The following is a 20,469-nucleotide window of genomic DNA, read 5'->3' on the forward strand; positions in this document are numbered from 1 at the left end:
TGCGCATCGCTTTCTCAAGCGAGCCGCGCATTCTACAGACCTTTTTGATTCGGTCAAGAAGATTTTTTAACTGCTTAATCTTCGTTGCTGGCTCGCCGTTGAAGCGAGGTGCGCATTCTACGCACCCAGGAAATTTGGTCAAGGGTTTTACGCGGCTGTTACAAAATAATTACATTTACACCCTAAACCAAGCGATGTCATCAGATTCACATCGCCAAAACATACTTATATATGTGCTGGTTTTTATCCTTGCTTGATGGTGATCTTGGCAAACTTGCGTTTACCTACTTGCGCCACCACCACACTACCCGCCGCCAGCGATAAAGCTTTGTCGCTGACCTTTTCACTATCAAGTTTAACGCCACCCTGCTCTATCATTCTGATGGCTTCAGAGGTGCTGGCTACTAATCCTGCTTGCTTGAGTAAGGCACCAATCGCAATATTGGCATCTGCAATATTGATAGTAAGCTCGGCAATATCATCCGGCACGCCGCCCTTGGCGCGCAGTTCGAAATCCGCCAAGGCGTCTTCCGCCGCTTGGCGATTATGGAAGCGCGCGACAATTTCCTGGGCAAACCTTACTTTGGTAGTGCGTGGGTTCTCACCTGCCGCGACAGCCTCACGCCATTGCGCGATGGTGGCCAGCGATTCAAATGACAGCAATTCAATATAACGCCACATCAAATCATCAGACACAGACATGAGCTTGCTGAAGATGGTGTTGGCAGGTTCCGCGATACCTATATAGTTACCCAGAGACTTGGACATCTTGTTGACGCCATCTAGGCCTTCAAGCAAAGGCACGGTCAGTACTGATTGCGGTGCGTGACCATAATGCTTTTGCAACTCCCTACCCATTAATAGGTTAAAGCGCTGGTCTGTGCCTCCCAACTCTATATCTGCCTTCAGCGCTACAGAGTCATAGCCTTGCAACAAGGGATAGAGGAATTCATGTATGGCAATAGGCTGGTTACTCTTATAGCGCTTTTCAAAATCATCGCGCTCCAGCATACGCGCTACTGTGTGGGTAGACGCCAACTTAAGCATGCCTGCCGCACCCAATTCATTCATCCAGGTTGAGTTGAACACAACTTCTGTCTGTTCGGGCTTGAGTATCTTGAACACCTGCTCCTGATAGGTCAGCGCATTCTGTTGCACTTGCTCAGCGGTCAAGGGTGGACGCGTGACGCTTTTGCCACTGGGGTCGCCTATCATGCCGGTGAAGTCACCAATCAAGAACAAGACCTGGTGACCAAGATCCTGGAACTGACGCAATTTGTTGATCAGCACTGCGTGACCCAGATGCAAATCTGGTGCCGTGGGGTCAAATCCGGCCTTGACCCTGAGCGGGGTGCCAGTCTTCAGTTTTTCTACAAGTTCTTGCTCTCCAATAAGGTCATCAATCCCTCGTTTGATCAATGCAAGACTGTCATTCAAATTGGCCATATCTGATTAATATCCGTATCTTATGTGCAGCTTTGCCTTCACCATGCCAAATTTTTCTGTTAGCATGCCCCATCGTTGATTTGAAACAGTAATGAGGTAGCGACCAGTGCAGCAAACTGAGCAAAGCAATAAAACGATTATTTTAGCGCAAAACCCAGCATTAAAAGAACGTAAACTACGCCTGCGTTGGTTGCTTGCCATTTCCAGCCTCCCACTCTTCGGCATCATTACTGCCTTCGGTATTGCACCACAAACCAGCACCCAAGATATCGCCATCTCGACCATCGTCGAGGAAATCGAACTTCCCGAACTCAGCACCCCTTTAGTCAGTGAGAATCTGGAAAACCAGAACTACTGGCAGGCTGATCAAGTACGCCGAGATGACACATTGGCCAGCTTGATGTCCAGACTGAACGTACAAAATGCTGAAGCGCTGGATTTCCTGCGCCGCAATCCAGAAGCCAGTGCCTTGGCATCACAGTTACGCCCAGGCCGCGCCATTCAGGCCCAAGTCAATGCCAATGGCGAGTTGCTTAAGCTGCAATATCAACTTAGCCCATCTGCCACGCTGACCATAGAGCGTACCGACTCTGGTTATCAGGCCAAGACTGGCGAACCTGTGTTGGAAACTCATAGTGTTCTGAAGACTGCAGAAATCCGCAGCTCTTTGTTTGCAGCGACTGATGCTGCCGATATTCCTGACTCAATTGCCATTCAGATGGCGGAGATTTTCTCTTCCGATATCGATTTCCATTCTGACCTGCGCAAGGGTGATCGCTTCGTCGTGATTTATGAAGCCAGGTATGACAATGGCAATCTGGTCAATACTGGCCAAGTATTGGCTGCTGAGTTCACCAATCAAGGTAAAACCTACAAAGCGGTGATGTACCGCAGCCCAGAAGGCAAAGTGGCTTACTACACGCCTGAAGGCAAGAGCTTGCACAAGTCCTTCCTGCGCTCCCCTCTCGAATTCACACGTATCAGTTCCGGCTTTACCATGGGCCGCTTCCATCCTGTACTGCAAAAAATGCGCGCGCATAAAGGCGTGGATCTTGCAGCACCAACTGGCACCCGCATCAAGGCACCTGCTGATGGTGTGGTGAGCTTTGTCGGCGTCAAGGGTGGCTATGGCAATGTTATCTATTTGCAGCACGCCAGTGGCGTCAGCACCGTGTATGGCCACCTGTCGCGCTTTACTCCAGGTTTACGTAGCGGCATGAAGGTGTCTCAGGGCGATATCATCGGCTTTGTCGGCATGACAGGCATGGCCACAGGCCCGCATTTGCACTATGAATTCCTGCTTAATGGCGTTCATCGCGACCCACTCAAGGTTGCCTTGCCAGCTGCCCTGCCTATTGCTCCTCAGTACAAGGCCGATTTCCTGGCTCATAGCAGCAACCTGAGCGCCCAGTTACGCCTGCTCAGCGCAAGTGCTGTTGCTTCGCTTGATTAGTGCCGAGCGAGTTATTCATAGGCCTGATGTCAGGCACCAGCCTGGATGGTGTTGACAGTGTCATAGCAGAAGTGGCTGATCAGCACTGCCAGGTGTTGCATCAGCACTTCACTCCCTACCCCGAGTCTTTGCGTGACCAGTTATTGCTACTGCATCATCCCAGCCATAATGAGTTAGAACTCACCGCCCTCACCGCGAATACCTTGTCTAGGCTTTATGCCGAGAACGTCAGCGAGTTGCTCGCGCTATCCGACACACCCGCCAGTCAAATTCAGGCAATGGGTTGCCACGGGCAAACCATACGCCATAGACCCGAGCTCGGTTTTACATTGCAAATTGGCAACCCCGCACTGCTCGCTGAATTAACTGGCATCACCACGATTGCCGATTTTCGCAGCCGTGATATTGCTGCTGGCGGCCACGGCGCGCCTCTGGTGCCTGCATTCCATGCCGCTATGTTTTCTCACCCGCAGTTGCATCGCGTGGTATTGAATATAGGCGGCATCGCCAACCTCAGCGATTTACCGCCTAATGGCAAGGTCACCGGCTTTGATACTGGCCCCGGCAATATGCTGCTGGATGCCTGGATAGGGCTGCACCAAGGCTTGCGGTATGACGTAGATGGAGCATGGGCAGCGAGTGGCGTGGTATTGCCCGAGCTACTACAAACCATGCTCAGCCATCCTTATTTCCAGGCAGCACCTCCAAAAAGCACAGGCCGGGATCTGTTCAACCTAGCCTGGCTGGAGACACTGTTACAGCCAGGTCAATACCGCCCTGAAGATGTGCAACGCACACTGTTGGAGCTTAGCGCCGTTTCCATTGCCTCAGCAGTGTCACAACATTGCGCTAACGTACAAGAGCTATATGTATGTGGCGGAGGGGCTTATAATGGCGTTTTGATGCAACGCTTGCAGCAACTGCTTCAGCCTGCAACAATCCAGACTAGCGATGTGCTGGGGATTACCGTCAATACCATGGAGGCAGCCGCCTTTGCCTGGTTGGCAAGACAAGCACTCTATCGCTTGCCCGGCAATCTTCCCGATGTCACCGGTGCGCAAGGTCATAGAATACTTGGCGCAGTTTATGCTGCATGAAGCTGAGTAAGCGCACAGCAACCGTTCAACCTTAGATTCCAGAATATGAAACCTAGCAAAGTCACACTTACTTTCGACGATGGTTCCGCACCTATCGAACTTCCTATCCTGCAAGGTGAGCTTGGCCCCAGCGTCATTGATATCCGCTCTCTGGGCAAGCATGGCTATTTCACTTATGACCCCGGTTTTCTTTCAACGGCGTCCTGTGATTCCAATATCACCTTTATTGATGGCGAAGAAGGTTTGCTGTTCTATCGCGGCTACCCCATAGAGCAATTGGCCGAGCATTCTGACTTTATGGAAGTCAGCTATCTGCTGCTGCATGGCGAATTGCCTAATGCAGAGGAAAAAGCCAAGTTCACCAATACCATCACGCGCCACAGCATGGTGCATGATCAGCTGACCCACATCTTCCGCGGTTTTCGCCGTGATGCACACCCTATGGCGGTCATGGTCGGTGTGGTTGGCTCTATGTCGGCCTTCTACCATGAAGCCATAGATGTCAGCGACCCCAAGAATCGTGAGTTCGCCGCACATAGATTATTGGCCAAGGTCCCTACCATTGCGGCCTGGAGCTATAAGTACAATGTAGGCCAGCCCTTTATGTACCCGAAAAATCGCTTCAATTATGCTGAGAACTTCATGCATATGATGTTTGCGACGCCTTGTGAGGACTATGAACCCAATCCGATTCTATCCAAGGCTTTCGAGCGCATTCTGATTCTGCATGCTGATCACGAGCAAAATGCCTCGACTTCGACTGTACGCCTGGCAGGTTCCAGCGGAGCCAATCCATTTGCCTGTGTCGCTGCGGGTATAGCTTCTTTATGGGGCCCGGCTCACGGTGGTGCCAATGAAGCCACCTTGAAGATGCTGGAAGAAATTGGCGATGTCAGCCGTATAGGTGAATTCATCAACCGCGCCAAGGATAAAACCGATTCTTTCCGTCTGATGGGCTTTGGTCACCGCGTCTATCGCAATATGGACCCGCGCGCTGCCATCATGCGCCAAACCTGCCACCAGGTACTGGATGAGCTGGGTCTGCATGATGACCCTATGTTCAAGCTGGCCTTGGAACTGGAAAAGATTGCGCTGGAAGATGATTATTTCGTCACACGCCAGCTTTATCCCAATGTCGATTTCTACTCCGGCATTGTGATGCGTGCCATGGGCATCCCCAACTCCATGTTCACCGCCATCTTTGCGCTGGCACGTACTGTGGGCTGGGTAGCACAATGGAATGAGATGATGTCGGACCAGGTTCCAAGATTGGCCGTCCACGCCAACTGTACACTGGCCCACATCGTCGTGACTTTGTACCGCTGCAAAATCGTTAATCAAGCGTTGCAAGCAGCAGTAATGCAAAAGGGGCCGAAAGGCCCCTTTTTATTGCCTCAGCAGGTGTGTTGCTGAGTACGAGATACTGCGGCTTAAGCCGAGAACGAAGAACCGCAACCGCAGGTAGTGGTAGCATTCGGATTACGAATCACGAATTGCGAACCTTGCAGGCTGTCCTGGTAATCAATTTCTGCACCCACCAGATATTGCAGGCTCATAGGATCGATCAACAGAGTGACGGTATCCTTTTGCACCTGGGTGTCATCGTCATTCACGGTTTCTTCAAAAGTGAAGCCATACTGAAAACCGGAACAACCACCGCCACTGACAAAGACGCGCAATTTCAGGTCAGGCGAGCCTTCTTCGTCTATCAGTTCCTTGACCTTGCGCGCAGCATTGTCTGTAAAGACCAAGGGGCTAGGGATTTCTTCTGTCACTGCATTCATGATTAACTCCTTAAATTTCGTATTGAATTCATTATCCTGCGCTACCCGCAGGTGGTCAATGCCTATTCGCCCTCGGCAATTGCCGCGCTCGCGTTCTCACCCATGTACACTAATTTGCCATCAATAATGGCACCCGTATGGATTTCCAGTGACTTGTAATAAACATCACCCTGCACTCGTGACTTGGCCAGCAACTCCAAGAATTCACTAGAGCGCACAGGCCCCTGCACTTCACCATTCAAAATAATGCGCGCTACAGTGACGGCACCTTCAATGCGACCGTGCTCACTCAGCACCAACATGGCAGGAGCAGCAGCTTCACTGACATCACCACGTATTTTGCCATCTACGCGCAAGCCACCGCTGAAACTGATATTGCCTTCAAGCCTGGTATCAGTACTGATCAGGGTATCTATCCTGGTCTGGGCTTTGTTCTTGTTTCTGGAAAACATGGTGAATCTCCCTATTACTTAGCTTGTACTAAGTCTGCTTCAGTTTGGTAGCTTCACCTGCTGGCTGATATTGGGTTGCTTGCTACCATTTTCAAGAAAACTGACCTCAACCGCCTCTGCAGTTAAGCCCTCCGGCAGCGCGAATCCACCTTCGAGGCGCTGATAATAACGGAATTTCACCGTAGCCTGGGCAGCATTATCCGGCGCCAACTTCAGCGGCACGCTACTTGGCTTGCCCTCACCATCCACACCGAGCAACTTGAACTGCAAATTTCCGGCCACCGGTTTGCTATGTGATCCCTGCTGCGAAAGTACCACCAGATAGCGGTAACGCCCAGTTTGTTCGGTCTTATCTATCTGCACCCGATTCAATCGCACCCGGTCACTGCCTGCACTCTCTTCGAGTATGCTTTGATAGAAAGCCACATTTTCCTTGAGCTTGATGCTTTCTTCCTGCACCACGGCCAATTCCCGTGCCAGATTTTCCTGGGCGGCCTTCTGCACTTGCAATTGACGCTCGGCAAACACCACTTTGCCTAGCAGCTCCCTATCCGATAACACAGGCCTGGCCACTACGGGCGGATGCAAGCCCTCGGCCACGGTCAGTTGCCAATACGCCAGCAAATAGCCCAGCGCAATCAAAATCAAAGCGGCAATCGCCTGCCAATACCAGGCGCGATGCGACTTGATGGCCACGCGCTTGCTGGGCTTGTTGAAATGCCGCTTAAAACGGCGCGACAAGCGCTTCATTGCCTTGGGCTGACCATTAACTTAAGGCAGTAAGGGCACAATATTGAGGCCGGCACGCTCTTCCAGGCCAAACATAATATTCATGTTCTGTACTGCCTGACCTGCTGCACCCTTCACCAGGTTGTCGATCACGGACAGTATCACAACCGTATCGCCGCCCTGTGGCCTGTGGATGGCAATCCTGCACTGGTTGGAACCGCGTACCGAGCGCGTCTCAGGATGAGCACCAGCAGGCAACACATCCACAAAGCTTTCATTGGCATAACGCTGTTCAAACAAAGCCTGCAAATCCACTTCCTTGGTTAACCTTGCGTAGAGCGTGGCATGAATACCGCGAATCAACGGGGTCAGGTGCGGCACAAAGGTCAGCCCCACAGGCTGATCACCGCTCATGCGTACCAGACCCTGGCTGATCTCAGGTAAATGCCTGTGCCCAGCCACGCCATACGCCTTGAAATTATCTCCCGCCTCGGCAAACAAGGTATGCACCTCGCTTTACGGCCAGCACCACTGACGCCAGACTTGGCGTCGGCCACCAGGTATTGTCTATCCACAATGCCGGCTTCCAGCAAAGGCATAAAGCCCAGCTGCACCGCGGTGGGGTAACAACCAGGATTGGCAAGCAATCTGGCATTGCGTATGGCATCACGATTCTGCTCTGGCAGGCCATAGACCGCCTCTTGCAGCAATTCGGGACAGGCATGGGTCATGCCATACCATTTCTCCCATACCGCCACATCGCGGATGCGGAAGTCAGCAGCCAGATCAATCACCCGCACCCCCTGCTCCAGCAAGGCACGGGTTTGCTGCATGGCCACGCCGTTAGGTGTGGCAAAGAACACCACATCACATTGGCCCAGGGCAGCATCGGCAGGGTCACAGAACTTGAGATCCACATAGCCACGCAAGCTGGGATACATGTCCGCGACTGGCAAGCCAGCCTCACTACGCGAGGTGATGGCACTCAACTCCACATCAGGGTGCAGCGCCAGCAAGCGCAACAACTCTACCCCTGTATATCCAGTGCCACCGACAATACCGACCTTGATCTTCTTGCTAGCCATTACTTATCTCCGAATTACGCGATTCATTACCTTGCTGTGACTTATCTTTGATGCCCTACAGCAAAGAGGTTCAATAGTATCAAATCGCTGCGATATATCGCATATTGCCTAAATCTATTCCCGCCATCAGCCGCAAAACAAAAAAGCCGCAACAAGTGCGGCTTTTTTGAATAGCAATGCGTAAAGCTTAGCGCTTGGAGAATTGCTTACGACGACGCGCTTTGCGCAGGCCGACTTTTTTACGTTCAACTTCACGTGCATCACGTGTTACGAAACCTGCCTTGGACAGGGCGCTCTTCAGCGCTGCATCGTAATCGATCAGAGCACGGGTGATACCGTGACGAACTGCACCAGCTTGGCCGGACTCGCCACCACCGCTTACATTAACCAGAATGTCGAAGCTGCCTTCGTTTTCGGTCAATGCCAGTGGCTGACGCAGCACCATGCGGGAAGTCACGCGAGAGAAGTACTCATCAGCAGGCTTGTCGTTTACAACGATGTTGCCGCTACCAGACTTCAGGAAGACACGAGCTACCGAGCTTTTGCGGCGGCCAGTACCGTAGTTATATTTACCAATCATCGCTGCTTATCCTTACGCTTGACTTTGGATTACCAATGGTTGCGGCTGTTGTGCAACATGGTCATGCTTCTCACCAGCATACACCTTGAGCTTGCGGAACATGGCGTAACCCAGTGGGCCCTTAGGCAGCATACCCTTGACAGCTTTTTCCAGGGCACGGCCTGGGAAACGCTCTTGCATCTTGCCAAAAGTTGTTGTGGAGATACCGCCAGGGTAACCACTGTGGCGATGGTATTTCTTGTCCAGCGCCTTGTTGCCAGTGACCTTGATCTTGTCGGCATTGATCACAACGATATAATCGCCCGTATCCACGTGCGGTGTGTAAATTGTTTTGTGCTTACCACGCAGACGGTGTGCAATCTCACTCGCCAAACGGCCCAGCACCAAATCCGTAGCATCTACTACGAACCAGTCGCGCTTTACTTCATGCGCTTTTGCAGAAAAGGTCTTCATCGGACAAACCAATATTCGCTGAAAAAATTAAGAGGCGGATTGTAAGCTAGACTTTCCCGCCTTGTCAAACATTTATCGGGCAAATTATCCAATCAGCATCAATACTTAAATTGCCGCGTCAGAGATAGGTGCTCGCCAGCACACCCGCAAACACCACCGCCCCCAGCCAATTATTGTGCAAAAAAGCCTGGAAACAGGGGCCACGTTCACGCTGCCGGATCAGGCGGTAATGATAGATTGCCATCATGGCTGCAAGCCCTAGACCTGCGAAATATGGCCAGCGCTGTTGCAGGCTAAACCCCACCCAGGCCATCAAGCCCAGGAACATGGCATAGCAGAGCATGATAGCAATAACATCCCAACGGCCAAAGAATATCGCCGATGAGCGTATGCCTATTTTCAGGTCATCTTCCCTATCCACCATCGCGTACTCGGTATCGTAAGCCATGGCCCAGAATACATTGGCCAGCAACATTACCCATGCCTCCAGCGGGATACTGCCCTGCACAGCCGCAAACGCCATGGGTATGCCAAAGCCAAAGGCGATACCCAGATAGGCTTGCGGTATAGCCAGGAAGCGCTTGGTCAACGGATAACTCGCTGCCAGGAATAATGCAGGGAATGAAAGCATGACCACCAGCATGGGTAGCAGCAAGACTAGCCCGAAGGCGAGCAAACTAAGACTTGCCGCCAGCAGGATCGCCTCTTTAACGCTGGCATCTCCACTGACCAATGGCCGCTGTTTAGTTCGTGCCACATGGCCATCAAAATTACGGTCGGCAAGGTCATTCATGACACAACCAGCAGAGCGCATCAGTACAGTGCCCGCGATAAACACGGTCAGCGCCAAACCTCCAGGGTACCCATCGCCCGCCAACCATAACGCCCATAACGTGGGCCACAGTAGCAGCAGGATGCCAATAGGCTTATCCAGGCGCGTCAAGCGTACATAGGCATTCAACTTGTGATGCAAACCTGTGTTAGATGGCTGGCTAGTGTTCATGGTGTTTGCTCTTGCAATGCCAATACTGCAGGCAGGAATACTTCTGTCACCAGAATCGCCCTGCCCTGCAAACGAAATACCGAGCGCCTGGCCCACAACGGGCCTTGCGCAGCAGCTTGGCTGGCACCCACCAGCTTATAAAGAAAATGTCCGCTATAGAGCTTTTTGAACTGCAAGCGTGTACGGCAGGTACGCGGGTCAGCAAACAAGGTGCTACCCAGTGAGCGATTGCCCAAATTTGGCAACTGACGCCAGCCTCCAGCCAAGGCATTTACTGGCAATACACTATGTGCAAACACCACGGGTTGATCATCACAATGCAGCAGCACATCCCGCAACAAGGCGGCTCGCCGGGCAGGCAATCTCAGTAAGCTGGTTTCGCTAAGCCTGCTGGGCTGGCGCTTTTGAGAAATGGCATGCACCCTGAATTGCTGACTGTGTTGTTGCAAACGTTTGGTCAAGGAACCTGGACTGAGCAGCCAAGGCTTGAATGCCGCACTACCCAGAGGGCGGCGTAGCCAGCGATCACGCGTAGGCGCAAGAAATGCAGAAATTTTCACCCGGCGATTATCTCAGACTTTGACCAATTCTTCTGCATGACCCAGCCAGCGTGCCAGGTGCTTATCCACCAGCACAGGTTCTGTCTCCAGCCAACGCTCAGCCAGTTCACGCGCGGCTTCCAGCAATTCATGGTCGCGCTCCAAGTCCGCAATCTTCAACATGGGCACCCCACTCTGGCGTATGCCCATAAATTCTCCTGGGCCGCGCTGGGCAAGGTCAGCTTGCGCAATCACAAAGCCATCTGTGGATTCATAGATAGTCTTGAGCCTGGCACGGGCCATCTCGGAAAGCTTGCCATCCTGGTAAAGCAGTATGCAGCTACTCTTGGCCGCCCCGCGCCCCACACGCCCGCGCAATTGGTGCAGTTGGGACAGCCCCATACGTTCCGCATGCTCTATCACCATCAGGCTGGCATTGGGCACGTCCACCCCCACCTCAATCACCGTTGTGGCCACCAGCAACTGGGTTTCGCCAGCGCTGAATGCCGCCATCACCGTCTGCTTCTCTGCGGGCTTCATACGCCCATGTACCAAGCCTACTTTGAGATGCGGAAATGATTGCTGCAGGGTTTCATAAGTATCGGTCACCGTCTGCAATTGCAAGGCCTCGGATTCCTCTATCAGCGGACATACCCAATAAGCCTGCCTGCCCTGCATGCAGGCGTCTTGCACCCGCTCCAGCACTTCATCGCGTCTGGCATCTGAAATCAGGCGCGTGACGATGGGCGTGCGCCCAGGCGGCAACTCATCAATCACCGAGACATCAAGATCGGCAAAATAGCTCATGGACAAAGTGCGCGGGATAGGCGTGGCACTCATCATCAATTGATGTGGCTGTCCGCCTTTTTGCCGCAATGACAGGCGCTGCTGCACACCAAAACGGTGTTGCTCATCAACAATCGCCAATGCCAGGCGTTGGAATACCACTTGCTCCTGGAACAAGGCATGGGTGCCTATCACCAGTTGCGCTTGCCCGTCGGCTATCGCCGCCAGCATCTCGCGCCTTTGTTTCTTTCCCTGGCTGCCAGCGAGCCAGGCCACTTGTATCCCCAATGGTGCCAGCCAGCCCTGCATTTTCTGATAATGCTGCTCCGCCAGAATTTCAGTAGGCGCCATGATGGCCGCCTGCCAACCCTGCTCTATGGCCTGCATGGCCGCCATGGCGGCCACTATGGTTTTGCCGCTACCTACATCACCTTGCAGCAAGCGTTGCATGGGATAGGGTTTTTCCAGATCTCTGCCAATTTCCAGCGCCACCTTTTGCTGTGCCTGGGTCAAGGCAAACGGCAGGCTTTTCAGCAAGGCTGTGATCAAGGTCTTGGAAGGCTTGAGGGCAGGCGCCCCCTGGTGCTTGCGCCTGGCGTAATGCCTGCGCATAGAGAGTTGCTGTGCCAGCAACTCCTCAAAAGCCAGGCGCTGCCAGGCAGGGTGCTCTCGCGATTCTAGGCTGGCAAGGTCAGCCTCGGGCGCCGGATGGTGCAAACAGGCCAGACTCTGAGCAAAGCTGGGTAAATTTAAGGACTGAGAAACACTGGCAGGCAGGGTATCGCTCAGATCAGCGTGGCTGAGTGCCCAGGCTATCCATTTGCGTATGACGGCCTGGGACAAGCCAGCGGTGGTGGGATAGACCGGGGTCAGGGCAGTGGCCACTTCGGTTTCGTCACCGACGACGCGGTACTGCGGATGCACCATTTCCCAACCAAAGAAGCCGCTACGCACCTCACCAAGGGCGCGAATCTGCTTGCCCTCTTTTAAGCTGGCAAGCTGGCTGGGGTAAAAATGCAGAAAGCGTAAAACCAATTGGCCGCTTTGATCGTTCAAGCGGCAGATCAAGACTTTGCGTGGACGGTATTGCACCTCCACATGTACCACTTCACCCTGCACCTGCGCCTGCTCACCACTGCGCAAATCACGCACGGCGGTGATGCGTGTCTCATCGACATAGCGCAAAGGCATGTGCAACAACAGGCCCTGCATATTGCTGATACCAAGCTTGGCCAGCTTGGTAAGCAAGGCCGGCGTCAGCCCCTTGTAGCCCTGCAAGCTACCTGCACTCACGTGTGCTGCCGGGTCTGGGTCTGTCTGCTTGTGTTGGCCTTGCTTCAAGTCTACTTCCGGTTCAGCGGTATCAGCTTAAGGCGTATGCGTTTAAGCACCAATCTCCAAAACGCCATCCGCTTCCACCAGCGCATTTCTTGGCAGTTGTGCCACGCCTACGGCAGCACGTGCAGGGTAAGGCTGAGTGAAGTATTCGGCCATGATGGTGTTGACCAGGGCAAAGTGCGAAAGATCGGTGAGGAAGATGTTGAGCTTGACCACATCGGCGAGCGAGCCACCAGCAGCCTCTGCCACCGCCTTGAGGTTTTTGAACACGCGGTGCACCTGCGCCTCTATGCCATCCACCATTTCCATGCTGGCAGGGTCCAGACCAATCTGGCCGGATAGGTAAACCGTGCTGCCATTGACTTTGACCGCCTGGGAATAGGTGCCGATTGCCTGCGGTGCGCCGTCGGTATGGATGATTTGCTTGGCCATCTGTCTCTCCTGAATGTTTTTTGTGTTTGAAGTTTAAATTGATGAATGCTTAGGCCAGGCTACTGCACACGCTGTTCATTGCCAGCCCCCTTGACGCGGTTGATACGCACCACGTCGGGAATTTTGCGCAGGCGGCGCATCAGCTCGGCCAGGTGCACGCGGTTTTCCACTTGCACCGTGAAATTCATATTGGTGTAGGTGCTGTTATCGGCTTCTTCCATGCTGACATTATCGATATTCGATTCTGCCTCGGCGATGGTGGAGGCAATCTTGGCCAGCATGCCACGACGGTTGGCAACCACCAGCTTGAGGCTGACCTTGTATAGCCTGTGGCCTTGCGGGTCCCATTCCACATCCAGCCACTTGTCAGGGTCCAGGCGGAACTTGCGTATCGCCGGGCAATCATGGGTGTGGATGACCAGGCCTTTGTCCTTGTTGATAAAGCCAAGGATGGGGTCGCCAGGGATGGGACGGCAGCACTGGGCAAACTGCACCGCCATGCCTTCCGAGCCACGGATGGTAATGGTATCCAGCACCTTGGAAGGCAGCTTGGGCGCGCCTCCTTCCTGCTGCCCTGCCTGCGCCATGAGCTGATGGGCCACCATGACGTTGAGACGTTTGCCCAAACCGACATCGGCCAGGATTTCATCCTTGCTCTTGGCACCATAGTCTCGTACCAAACGCTGCCAGGCATTGTCATCTATGGTGGATGGGTTGGCATGCAGCGCGCGCAGTGCCTGGTTGAGCATACGTTCACCCAGCAGGGCCGATTCAGTAGACTGCATAGATTTCAGATAATGGCGGATATGCGCACGCGCCTTGCCGGTCAGCACATAGTTAAGCCAGGCAGGATTAGGGTGGGCATGGGCCGCAGTGATGATCTCTACATGGTCGCCGTTGTGCAGCTCGGTGCGCAATGGCGCCAACTCCTGATTAATCTTCACCGCCACACAGCGATTGCCGATGTCGGTATGCACCGCATAGGCAAAATCGACAGCCGTGGCGCCCTTGGGCAAGGCCATGATGGTGCCCTTGGGCGTGAATACATAGACCTCATCGGGGAAGAGATCCACTTTGAAGTGTTCAAGGAATTCCAGTGAATCACTGCTCTCGCTTTGGATATCCAGCAGGCGTTGCAGCCACTGATGGGTTTGTTGCTGCAAGGCTGTCAGATGCGCATCGGTGGTCTTGTACAACCAGTGCGCGGCCACGCCAGCATCGGCAATATTGTGCATCTCGCGGCTGCGTATCTGCACTTCTATCGGCGTGCCAAACGGGCCAAACAAAGTGGTATGCAATGACTGATAGCCATTAGCCTTAGGGATGGCGATATAGTCCTTGAACTTGCCAGGGATGGGCTTGTACAGCCCATGCAGCAAGCCCAGAGTGTGATAACAGGTAGGCAGATCGCGCACCACGACGCGGAAGCCATAGATATCGTAAATCTGCGAAAACGTCACGGTCTTGCCGGTCATTTTCTTGTAAATGCTGTAGAGATGCTTCTCGCGCCCGGTTACCTCAGCGTCTATATGCTGGTCTTTCAAGCGCTGACGTATGGAGTCGAGTATCTTGCCCACCACTTCCTTGCGGTTGCCACGTGCAGCCATCACCGCCTTGGAAATGACGCGGTAGCGCATGGGGTAGAGATACTTGAAGCTCAGGTCTTCCAGTGTTTGGTAAATTTCATTGAGGCCCAGACGGTTGGCAATCGGCGCATAGATGTCCAGGGTCTCCCTGGCAATGCGCTTCTGCTTTTCCGGCTTCATGACATCCAACGTGCTCATGTTGTGCAGGCGGTCGGCCAGCTTGACCAGAATGACGCGCACATCCTGCGACATCGCCAGCAACATCTTGCGGAAGTTTTCTGCCTGCGCCTGGGTGGCGCTCTGGAACTCGATTTTATCCAGCTTGGACAAACCATCGACCAGCTCGGCCACTTGTTTGCCAAACTGCTCGCTAATCTCTTGCTTGGTAACGCCAGTATCCTCGACCACGTCATGCAGCAAGGCCGCGATCAGGGTGGGAGGATCTAAATGTAGTTCTGCGAGTATGCCGGCGACGCTGACCGGATGAATGACGTAGGGTTCGCCACTACGGCGAATCTGGCCTCGTGGGCCGCGGCACTGAAGCGGTAGGCCGCCCAGATGGAGTCTATATCGTCCTGCTTAAGGTATTCGCGCAGGCGCAGGGTAAGCTGAGATTCTTCACTGTCTGCGGGCAGCAAAGGCGCGGGTACTGCAATTTCTGCTGGTCGTTTGGCTGTGGTCTTGGACATAGATTTCTGAATAAGGACTCAACACAAAGGATGCGCCATACCGAGCGTCATGCTGCACATGACCCCGGTATCACCAGCAACAGCTAGATGGCGGCTTAGGCTTGTCCGCGATTAAGTACTTCCAGACCTACCTTGCTGGCAGCGATTTCACGCAAGGCCAAAACAGTGGGCTTGTCCTTGTGACCGTGCACATTCACCAGAGGTTCGGAGCCGTTGGCAAGCTGACGCGCACGATACGCGGCCACCAGGGTCAACTGGAAACGGTTAGGGATTTTTTCCAAGCAGTCATCTACGGTAATACGGGCCATGTTATGAATTTCTCCTGAAATATGGGGATGCGGCCAGGGTTTTGCTAGAGCAGGTTTTGCACCACGTCCTGATGACGGGCCAGTTGCTTGTCGCGCCTTAATCTCTGGCTGCGTATGATTGCGCGCAGGTCTTCCAGCGCATGTTCAAATCTGTCGTTGATTGTAACATAGTCAAACTCGGCAACGTGGCTCATCTCCTCGCGCGCCGCTGCCAGCCTGCGCTTAATCACCTCGGCACTATCCTGGCCTCTATTGTTGAGGCGCTGCTCCAGCGCCTCTATGGAAGGCGGCAGAATAAAGATGCTTATAGCGTCTTGATATTGCTGGCGCACCTGTTGCGCGCCTTGCCAGTCAATTTCCAGTATCAGGTCCAAACCTTGTTGCAACACTGCATCTACCGTGGAACCTGAAGTGCCGTAATAGCCCCCATGCACCTGGGCGCTTTCAAGAAAATCGCCATGGCCCAGCATCTCAACAAACTTCGCCTCAGGCACAAAGTAGTAGTGCACCCCTTCGATCTCGCCTGGACGCGGTTGACGCGTGGTATGCGAAACCGAAAGCTTGAGGTGTTCGTCACCGTCCAGCAATGCGCCCACCAGCGAGGTTTTGCCTGCACCTGAGGGGGCGGTGATGATAAAAAGATTGCCTTTCATGACTATATTTTCCGTCGTAGTGTTGGTCTTAAAGCTTCTCGAATCAGCGCGGCGGCTTAATGCGCCAGTCTGCGCTTGTAAAGAATGGATGACAACAAAGCGGCCATGATGAAGACCACCCCTATCAAGCCAGTGATAACTTCCGGCACGTGCTGATAGATGGAGTAGAACATCACCAGACCCAGCACCCCTATGGCGTAATGTGCGCCATGTTCAAGATAGACATAATTATCCAGCGTGCCCTTGTACACCATGCGCACGGTCAGTGACCGCACAAACATGGCACCTATGGTCAGGCCCAGCATAATAATCACCACATCGCGGGTGATGGCAAACGCACCTATCACACCGTCAAATGAGAACGAGGCATCAAGAATTTCCAGATAGAGGAAACCCATGGCGCCATTGCGCTTGGCAGTCTTGGCAATGGCATCGCCCTCGGCCTGTGAGCTGAAGAAATTACCCAGGCTGTCTATCAGCACATACAGCACCACACCACAGAGTCCAGATAGCAGTATGGTCAAACGCTCTTCTTGCGAGATAGGCAGGAAATTCTGCAAGGCCAGCAAAATCAACAAAATCACGACAATGCTGATGGATTCCATGCGCCCCAATCGACCCAGGCCCGCTTCCATACGTCCCAGCCAGTGCAGCTCCTTGTCAGAATCAAAGATAAAGCTGAGGAACACCAGAAACAGGAAAGAACCGCCAAATGCCGCAATCGCGGTATGACCATCATCCAGATAATCGGCATACAGCACAGGATTATTGATTGCCAGTTGCGCCACCTCGATCAAACCCTGACCAGTGGCCACCGCCACCAGCAACAGCGGAAACACCAGCCGCACGCCAAACACCGCAATCAGAATGCCGACCGTGAGGAAGATATGCCGCCATTTTTCATCCATTTCCTTGAGGATGGAGGCATTGACCACGGCATTATCAAAAGACAGGCTCACCTCCATGATGCCAAGGATCAGCGCCACACTCAGTGCAGGCCAAATGCCGTCTATGCTGTTTTTGAGCTCATAGCCCCAAAGACCAGCCAAAGCCAGACAAATAAAGGTGACAAGAATGGAATATCTGAAATCGCGCATGAGGGTTTCCGCATGAAATACAGGCGCTGTGCATCTGCCAGCGCCTGTTGGTATGACTACTCTATGTTCTGAATTTGTTCGCGCATCTGCTCTATCAGCAGCTTGAGCGCCATGGCGGCCTGAGACACTTCGGTGGAAACCGATTTTGAGCCCAGGGTATTGGCTTCGCGGTTAAGCTCCTGCATGAGGAAATCCAGTTGTTTGCCTGCCGGGCTGCCCGACTCCAGAATACGCTTGACCTCGGCTACGTGCGCCCCCAGTCGACTCAGCTCTTCATCCACGTCTATGCGTTGGGCAAAGATCACCAACTCCTGGCGCACACGCTCCTCATCCACGCCATTCAGCGCATCGCGCAGCTTGGTAGCCAAACGCTCCTGATACAACTGCATTTGGCTGGGCAGCAATGGCCTCACTTTGGCTACCTGGGCTTCAATCTCGGCCAGGCGTTCAAGAATGATCACTTTGAGCTTGTTACCTTCGCGCGCCCGCGCGTCTGTCATCTGTTGCAAGGCCTTGAGCAGGCTAGCCTGAATCGCTTGTGCCAAGGCCTCATGGTCTTGCGCATCACCCAGCATAACACCAGGCCAGCGCAGGATATCTGCCACACTGAGTGGACGGCTTTCAGGGAAATGCCTTTGTACGCTGACTGTCATTTGCGCCAACTGTTGCAGCACATGCTCATCGAGATGGGCTTGCCTGGTTTCGGCATGGCGCTGCGCTAGGCTGATACGGCACTCCACCTTGCCGCGCTTGAGGTGCGTGGTCATGAGTTCACGCACCAGGGGTTCAAAGCTGCGCACATTGTCATCCAGCTTGAGCTGCAGCTCGAGATAACGATGATTGACCGAGCGCAGTTCAAGTACCAGAACGCCGTTGGCCACCTCCTGCTCAAGGGAGGCATAACCCGTCATGCTGAAAATCATCTGAGAGCAAGTTCCTGATTAAATTTGGGCCCATGGTATCAAATCCGCGACGATTCATGACAGAATAAGCGACAAATAATCGCCGTCGTCCGTCATCAGAATCTGCCCAGACAACGGCTGACAGCACCGTCATCGCCCATGCATGCAAACCAAAACAGCGCCCTGCCCCCAGGCTATCAGCTACAGGGGTATGAGATAAAAAAGCTTCTGAGCTCTGGTGGCTTCAGCTTTGTCTATATCGCCCGCGATCAGCAAGAACAAACCACGGTTGCCGTTAAGGAATACCTCCCCAACATCCTGGCTTTGCGCCAAAGTGGCGACCAGGTGCGAGTACCTACTAACGAAACCATGGCAGGGTTTCGCTTTGGCCTGAAATGCTTTTTTGAAGAAGGCCGCGCACTGGCCAATATCAATCACCCGAATATTGTGCGCGTGCTGAATTTCTTCCGTGCCAATGAAACGGTGTATATGGTCATGCAGTATGAACGTGGCAAATCGCTGCAGGAATGCATACTGTCCAAGAATGAGCCCATGGCCGAGCCCAAGTTACGCAGCATCTTCAGCCAACTGCTCAATGGCTTGCGTGAGGTACACGCACAGAAGTTGCTACATCTGGATATCAAACCCGCCAATATCTATATCCGCCGTGATGGCAGCCCGGTGCTGCTGGATTTTGGCTCTGCACGCATGGCGCTCTCTGAAGAAACCAGTCAATTACCCCCCAGCTATACCCCAGGCTTTGCCTCGCCGGAACAGTATCGCCACCATAAGGAATTGGGCCCCTGGAGCGATGTCTACAGCGTAGGTGCCAGCATGTATGCCTGCTTGCTGCAGGCTTCTCCCCAGGCTGCGGACCAGCGCATGAAGAATGATCAACTCACTTCTGCCGTCAAATTGGGTAAAGGCATTTATTCTCCGCAACTACTCGCCGTGATCGATAGCTGCCTGGCGCTTGACCCCATGGACAGGCCACCCAGCGTGTTTGCATTGCAGAAATCCTTGATGGAAGAAGTCGATTACCCCACGAATGACGGCTGGTTCAATCGCATTGCTGCATTCTTGAATCAGGACATTATCAAATGAGATTCACCATTCACCAGAATAGCCGTAATGGTGGCCGCCCCAGCAATCAGGATAGGGTGGCCTATTCTTATAGCAAGCAGAGTTTGCTCATGGTGTTGGCCGATGGCATGGGCGGATATCTGCACGGCGATGTCGCGGCGCAATTGGCAGTGAAAATGCTCACCGATGCCTTTCAGCGCAAGGCCCAGCCGCTGTTGGATGATGTGCAGGATTTTCTGCTGAGCGAGATCAACAAAATCCAGGATGCTATCCATCAGCTGGCACACAATCAGGGGCTGGAAGAAACGCCGAAAACCACATTGGTGGTGGCAGTGCTGCAAAACAACCGCCTGGTCTGCGCCCATATCGGCGATTCGCGCCTCTACCATTTCCGTCAGCATCAATGCATCTTCACCACCGAAGATCATTCGGTGGTACAGGCCCTGCTCAAGCAAGGCACCCTGGCACCCAATGATGTGGCCGCCCACCCTGATCGCAACAAGGTCTACAACTGTCTGGGCGGGGATATACCGCCCACCATAGATATCAGCCCTACGCGCAGATTGCACTCGGATGACACCATCATGCTTTGCAGCGATGGCCTGTGGTCTTATCTCAGCGCTGATCGCATGCTAGAAATACTGGATTCAGGTCGCGGCATGCCCCATTTCATCAACAGCATGCTGGATATTGCCGAGCAGCTCGGTGGCGCCCAGGGTGACAACCTCAGCGCCATAGGTGTGCAATGGGAAGACATACTGGATCAGGACTTGACCATTTCCGGCTTGGCCACGGCGCTGGATCAGGCACGCACCATCATCCAGCCGCTGCCAGATGAAGGCCTGAGTGAGCTGAGCCACGATGACATAGAGCGCGCAATTGCGGAGATCAATGTCGCCATACAGCGCAGCAAGCGTTAGCACAGGCTATCTCAGGCCCAGCATTGCCTGATTGCTGCGAAAAAATAGCCTGCT

The 20,469-nt window shown here is 53.5% G+C and carries 18 protein-coding genes and 3 pseudogenes; 5 read left to right on the forward strand and 16 right to left on the reverse strand.

All coding sequences use genetic code 11. The annotated features are described in order from the left end of the window. Nucleotides 1-243 precede the first annotated feature (243 nt). Nucleotides 244-1,446: a tyrosine--tRNA ligase gene (tyrS, locus tag JCM2850_RS15090; protein ID WP_025872967.1), complete on the reverse strand. Its 1,203-nt coding sequence runs from the start codon at nt 1,444-1,446 to the stop codon at nt 244-246. Nucleotides 1,447-1,552: 106 nt separating this feature from the next. Here tyrS and JCM2850_RS15095 point away from each other — a divergent pair, with 106 nt between their 5' ends. From JCM2850_RS15095 to gltA, 3 genes and pseudogenes are all read left to right on the forward strand, one after another. Then, nucleotides 1,553-2,899 (forward strand): peptidoglycan DD-metalloendopeptidase family protein, encoded by a 1,347-nt coding sequence (locus JCM2850_RS15095; protein ID WP_025872969.1) that lies wholly within the window; start codon nt 1,553-1,555, stop codon nt 2,897-2,899. Next, entirely contained in the window at nt 2,899-3,996 is a 1,098-nt protein-coding gene (locus tag JCM2850_RS15100; protein ID WP_025872971.1) for an anhydro-N-acetylmuramic acid kinase, read from the forward strand. The genes JCM2850_RS15095 and JCM2850_RS15100 overlap by 1 nt, the downstream gene beginning before the upstream one ends. Before the next feature lie 45 nt (nt 3,997-4,041). Continuing rightward, a pseudogene (gene gltA / locus JCM2850_RS19840) lies at nt 4,042-5,333 on the forward strand (citrate synthase). 93 nt (nt 5,334-5,426) lie between these two features. Here the strand turns inward: gltA and erpA are convergent. From erpA to JCM2850_RS15180, 15 genes and pseudogenes are all read right to left on the reverse strand, one after another. Continuing rightward, on the reverse strand, nt 5,427-5,780 hold the full coding sequence (gene erpA / locus JCM2850_RS15110) for an iron-sulfur cluster insertion protein ErpA (protein WP_025872973.1): 354 nt from the start codon (nt 5,778-5,780) through the stop codon (nt 5,427-5,429). Between the two features lie 62 nt (nt 5,781-5,842). Continuing rightward, nucleotides 5,843-6,232 carry a bactofilin family protein gene (locus JCM2850_RS15115; RefSeq protein ID WP_025872975.1) on the reverse strand — a complete coding sequence of 130 codons (390 nt, stop codon included), beginning with the start codon at nt 6,230-6,232 and terminating at the stop codon, nt 5,843-5,845. 39 nt (nt 6,233-6,271) lie between these two features. Beyond that, a complete protein-coding gene (locus JCM2850_RS20725; RefSeq protein WP_148301309.1) occupies nt 6,272-6,973 on the reverse strand; it encodes a DUF6776 family protein in 702 nt (233 codons plus the stop codon). Nucleotides 6,974-7,003: 30 nt separating this feature from the next. Next, nucleotides 7,004-8,046, reverse strand: a pseudogene (argC, locus tag JCM2850_RS19850) (N-acetyl-gamma-glutamyl-phosphate reductase). A gap of 187 nt (nt 8,047-8,233) precedes the next feature. Beyond that, nucleotides 8,234-8,626 carry a 30S ribosomal protein S9 gene (gene rpsI, locus JCM2850_RS15130; protein ID WP_025872979.1) on the reverse strand — a complete coding sequence of 131 codons (393 nt, stop codon included), beginning with the start codon at nt 8,624-8,626 and terminating at the stop codon, nt 8,234-8,236. Between the two features lie 12 nt (nt 8,627-8,638). Beyond that, on the reverse strand, nt 8,639-9,079 hold the full coding sequence (gene rplM / locus JCM2850_RS15135) for a 50S ribosomal protein L13 (RefSeq protein WP_025872981.1): 441 nt from the start codon (nt 9,077-9,079) through the stop codon (nt 8,639-8,641). 118 nt (nt 9,080-9,197) lie between these two features. Further along, the gene (ubiA, locus tag JCM2850_RS15140; protein ID WP_025872983.1) at nt 9,198-10,082 is read right to left on the reverse strand and encodes a 4-hydroxybenzoate octaprenyltransferase; all 885 of its coding nucleotides are present in this window, start codon (nt 10,080-10,082) and stop codon (nt 9,198-9,200) included. After that, complete coding sequence (locus JCM2850_RS15145) at nt 10,079-10,642, reverse strand: chorismate--pyruvate lyase family protein (RefSeq protein ID WP_025872984.1); 564 nt, start codon at nt 10,640-10,642, stop codon at nt 10,079-10,081. The genes ubiA and JCM2850_RS15145 overlap by 4 nt, the downstream gene beginning before the upstream one ends. A 12-nt stretch (nt 10,643-10,654) precedes the next feature. Continuing rightward, nucleotides 10,655-12,748, reverse strand: a complete 2,094-nt coding sequence (recG, locus tag JCM2850_RS15150; RefSeq protein WP_305080001.1) for an ATP-dependent DNA helicase RecG — start codon at nt 12,746-12,748, stop codon at nt 10,655-10,657. A gap of 42 nt (nt 12,749-12,790) precedes the next feature. Continuing rightward, a complete protein-coding gene (locus tag JCM2850_RS15155; protein WP_025872988.1) occupies nt 12,791-13,177 on the reverse strand; it encodes a RidA family protein in 387 nt (128 codons plus the stop codon). A gap of 59 nt (nt 13,178-13,236) precedes the next feature. Further along, nucleotides 13,237-15,452: pseudogene (locus tag JCM2850_RS19855) on the reverse strand (RelA/SpoT family protein). Nucleotides 15,453-15,547: 95 nt separating this feature from the next. Further along, nucleotides 15,548-15,760: a DNA-directed RNA polymerase subunit omega gene (gene rpoZ, locus JCM2850_RS15165; protein WP_025872990.1), complete on the reverse strand. Its 213-nt coding sequence runs from the start codon at nt 15,758-15,760 to the stop codon at nt 15,548-15,550. Nucleotides 15,761-15,804: 44 nt separating this feature from the next. Further along, nucleotides 15,805-16,413 carry a guanylate kinase gene (gene gmk / locus JCM2850_RS15170; protein WP_025872993.1) on the reverse strand — a complete coding sequence of 203 codons (609 nt, stop codon included), beginning with the start codon at nt 16,411-16,413 and terminating at the stop codon, nt 15,805-15,807. A gap of 56 nt (nt 16,414-16,469) precedes the next feature. Continuing rightward, the gene (locus JCM2850_RS15175; protein ID WP_025872996.1) at nt 16,470-17,510 is read right to left on the reverse strand and encodes a DUF475 domain-containing protein; all 1,041 of its coding nucleotides are present in this window, start codon (nt 17,508-17,510) and stop codon (nt 16,470-16,472) included. 56 nt (nt 17,511-17,566) lie between these two features. After that, nucleotides 17,567-18,433, reverse strand: a complete 867-nt coding sequence (locus JCM2850_RS15180) for a YicC/YloC family endoribonuclease (protein WP_025872997.1) — start codon at nt 18,431-18,433, stop codon at nt 17,567-17,569. A 138-nt stretch (nt 18,434-18,571) separates the two neighbouring features. Between JCM2850_RS15180 and JCM2850_RS15185 the strand changes: the two genes are divergently transcribed. Together JCM2850_RS15185 and JCM2850_RS15190 are read left to right on the forward strand one after the other, a co-directional pair. Beyond that, nucleotides 18,572-19,516 carry a serine/threonine protein kinase gene (locus tag JCM2850_RS15185; protein WP_025872999.1) on the forward strand — a complete coding sequence of 315 codons (945 nt, stop codon included), beginning with the start codon at nt 18,572-18,574 and terminating at the stop codon, nt 19,514-19,516. Continuing rightward, nucleotides 19,513-20,415: a PP2C family protein-serine/threonine phosphatase gene (locus tag JCM2850_RS15190; protein WP_025873001.1), complete on the forward strand. Its 903-nt coding sequence runs from the start codon at nt 19,513-19,515 to the stop codon at nt 20,413-20,415. The genes JCM2850_RS15185 and JCM2850_RS15190 overlap by 4 nt, the downstream gene beginning before the upstream one ends. Nucleotides 20,416-20,469: the final 54 nt, after the last annotated feature.

It is taken from the genome of Methylobacillus glycogenes JCM 2850, assembly GCF_000617925.1.
GTDB lineage: Bacteria > Pseudomonadota > Gammaproteobacteria > Burkholderiales > Methylophilaceae > Methylobacillus > Methylobacillus glycogenes.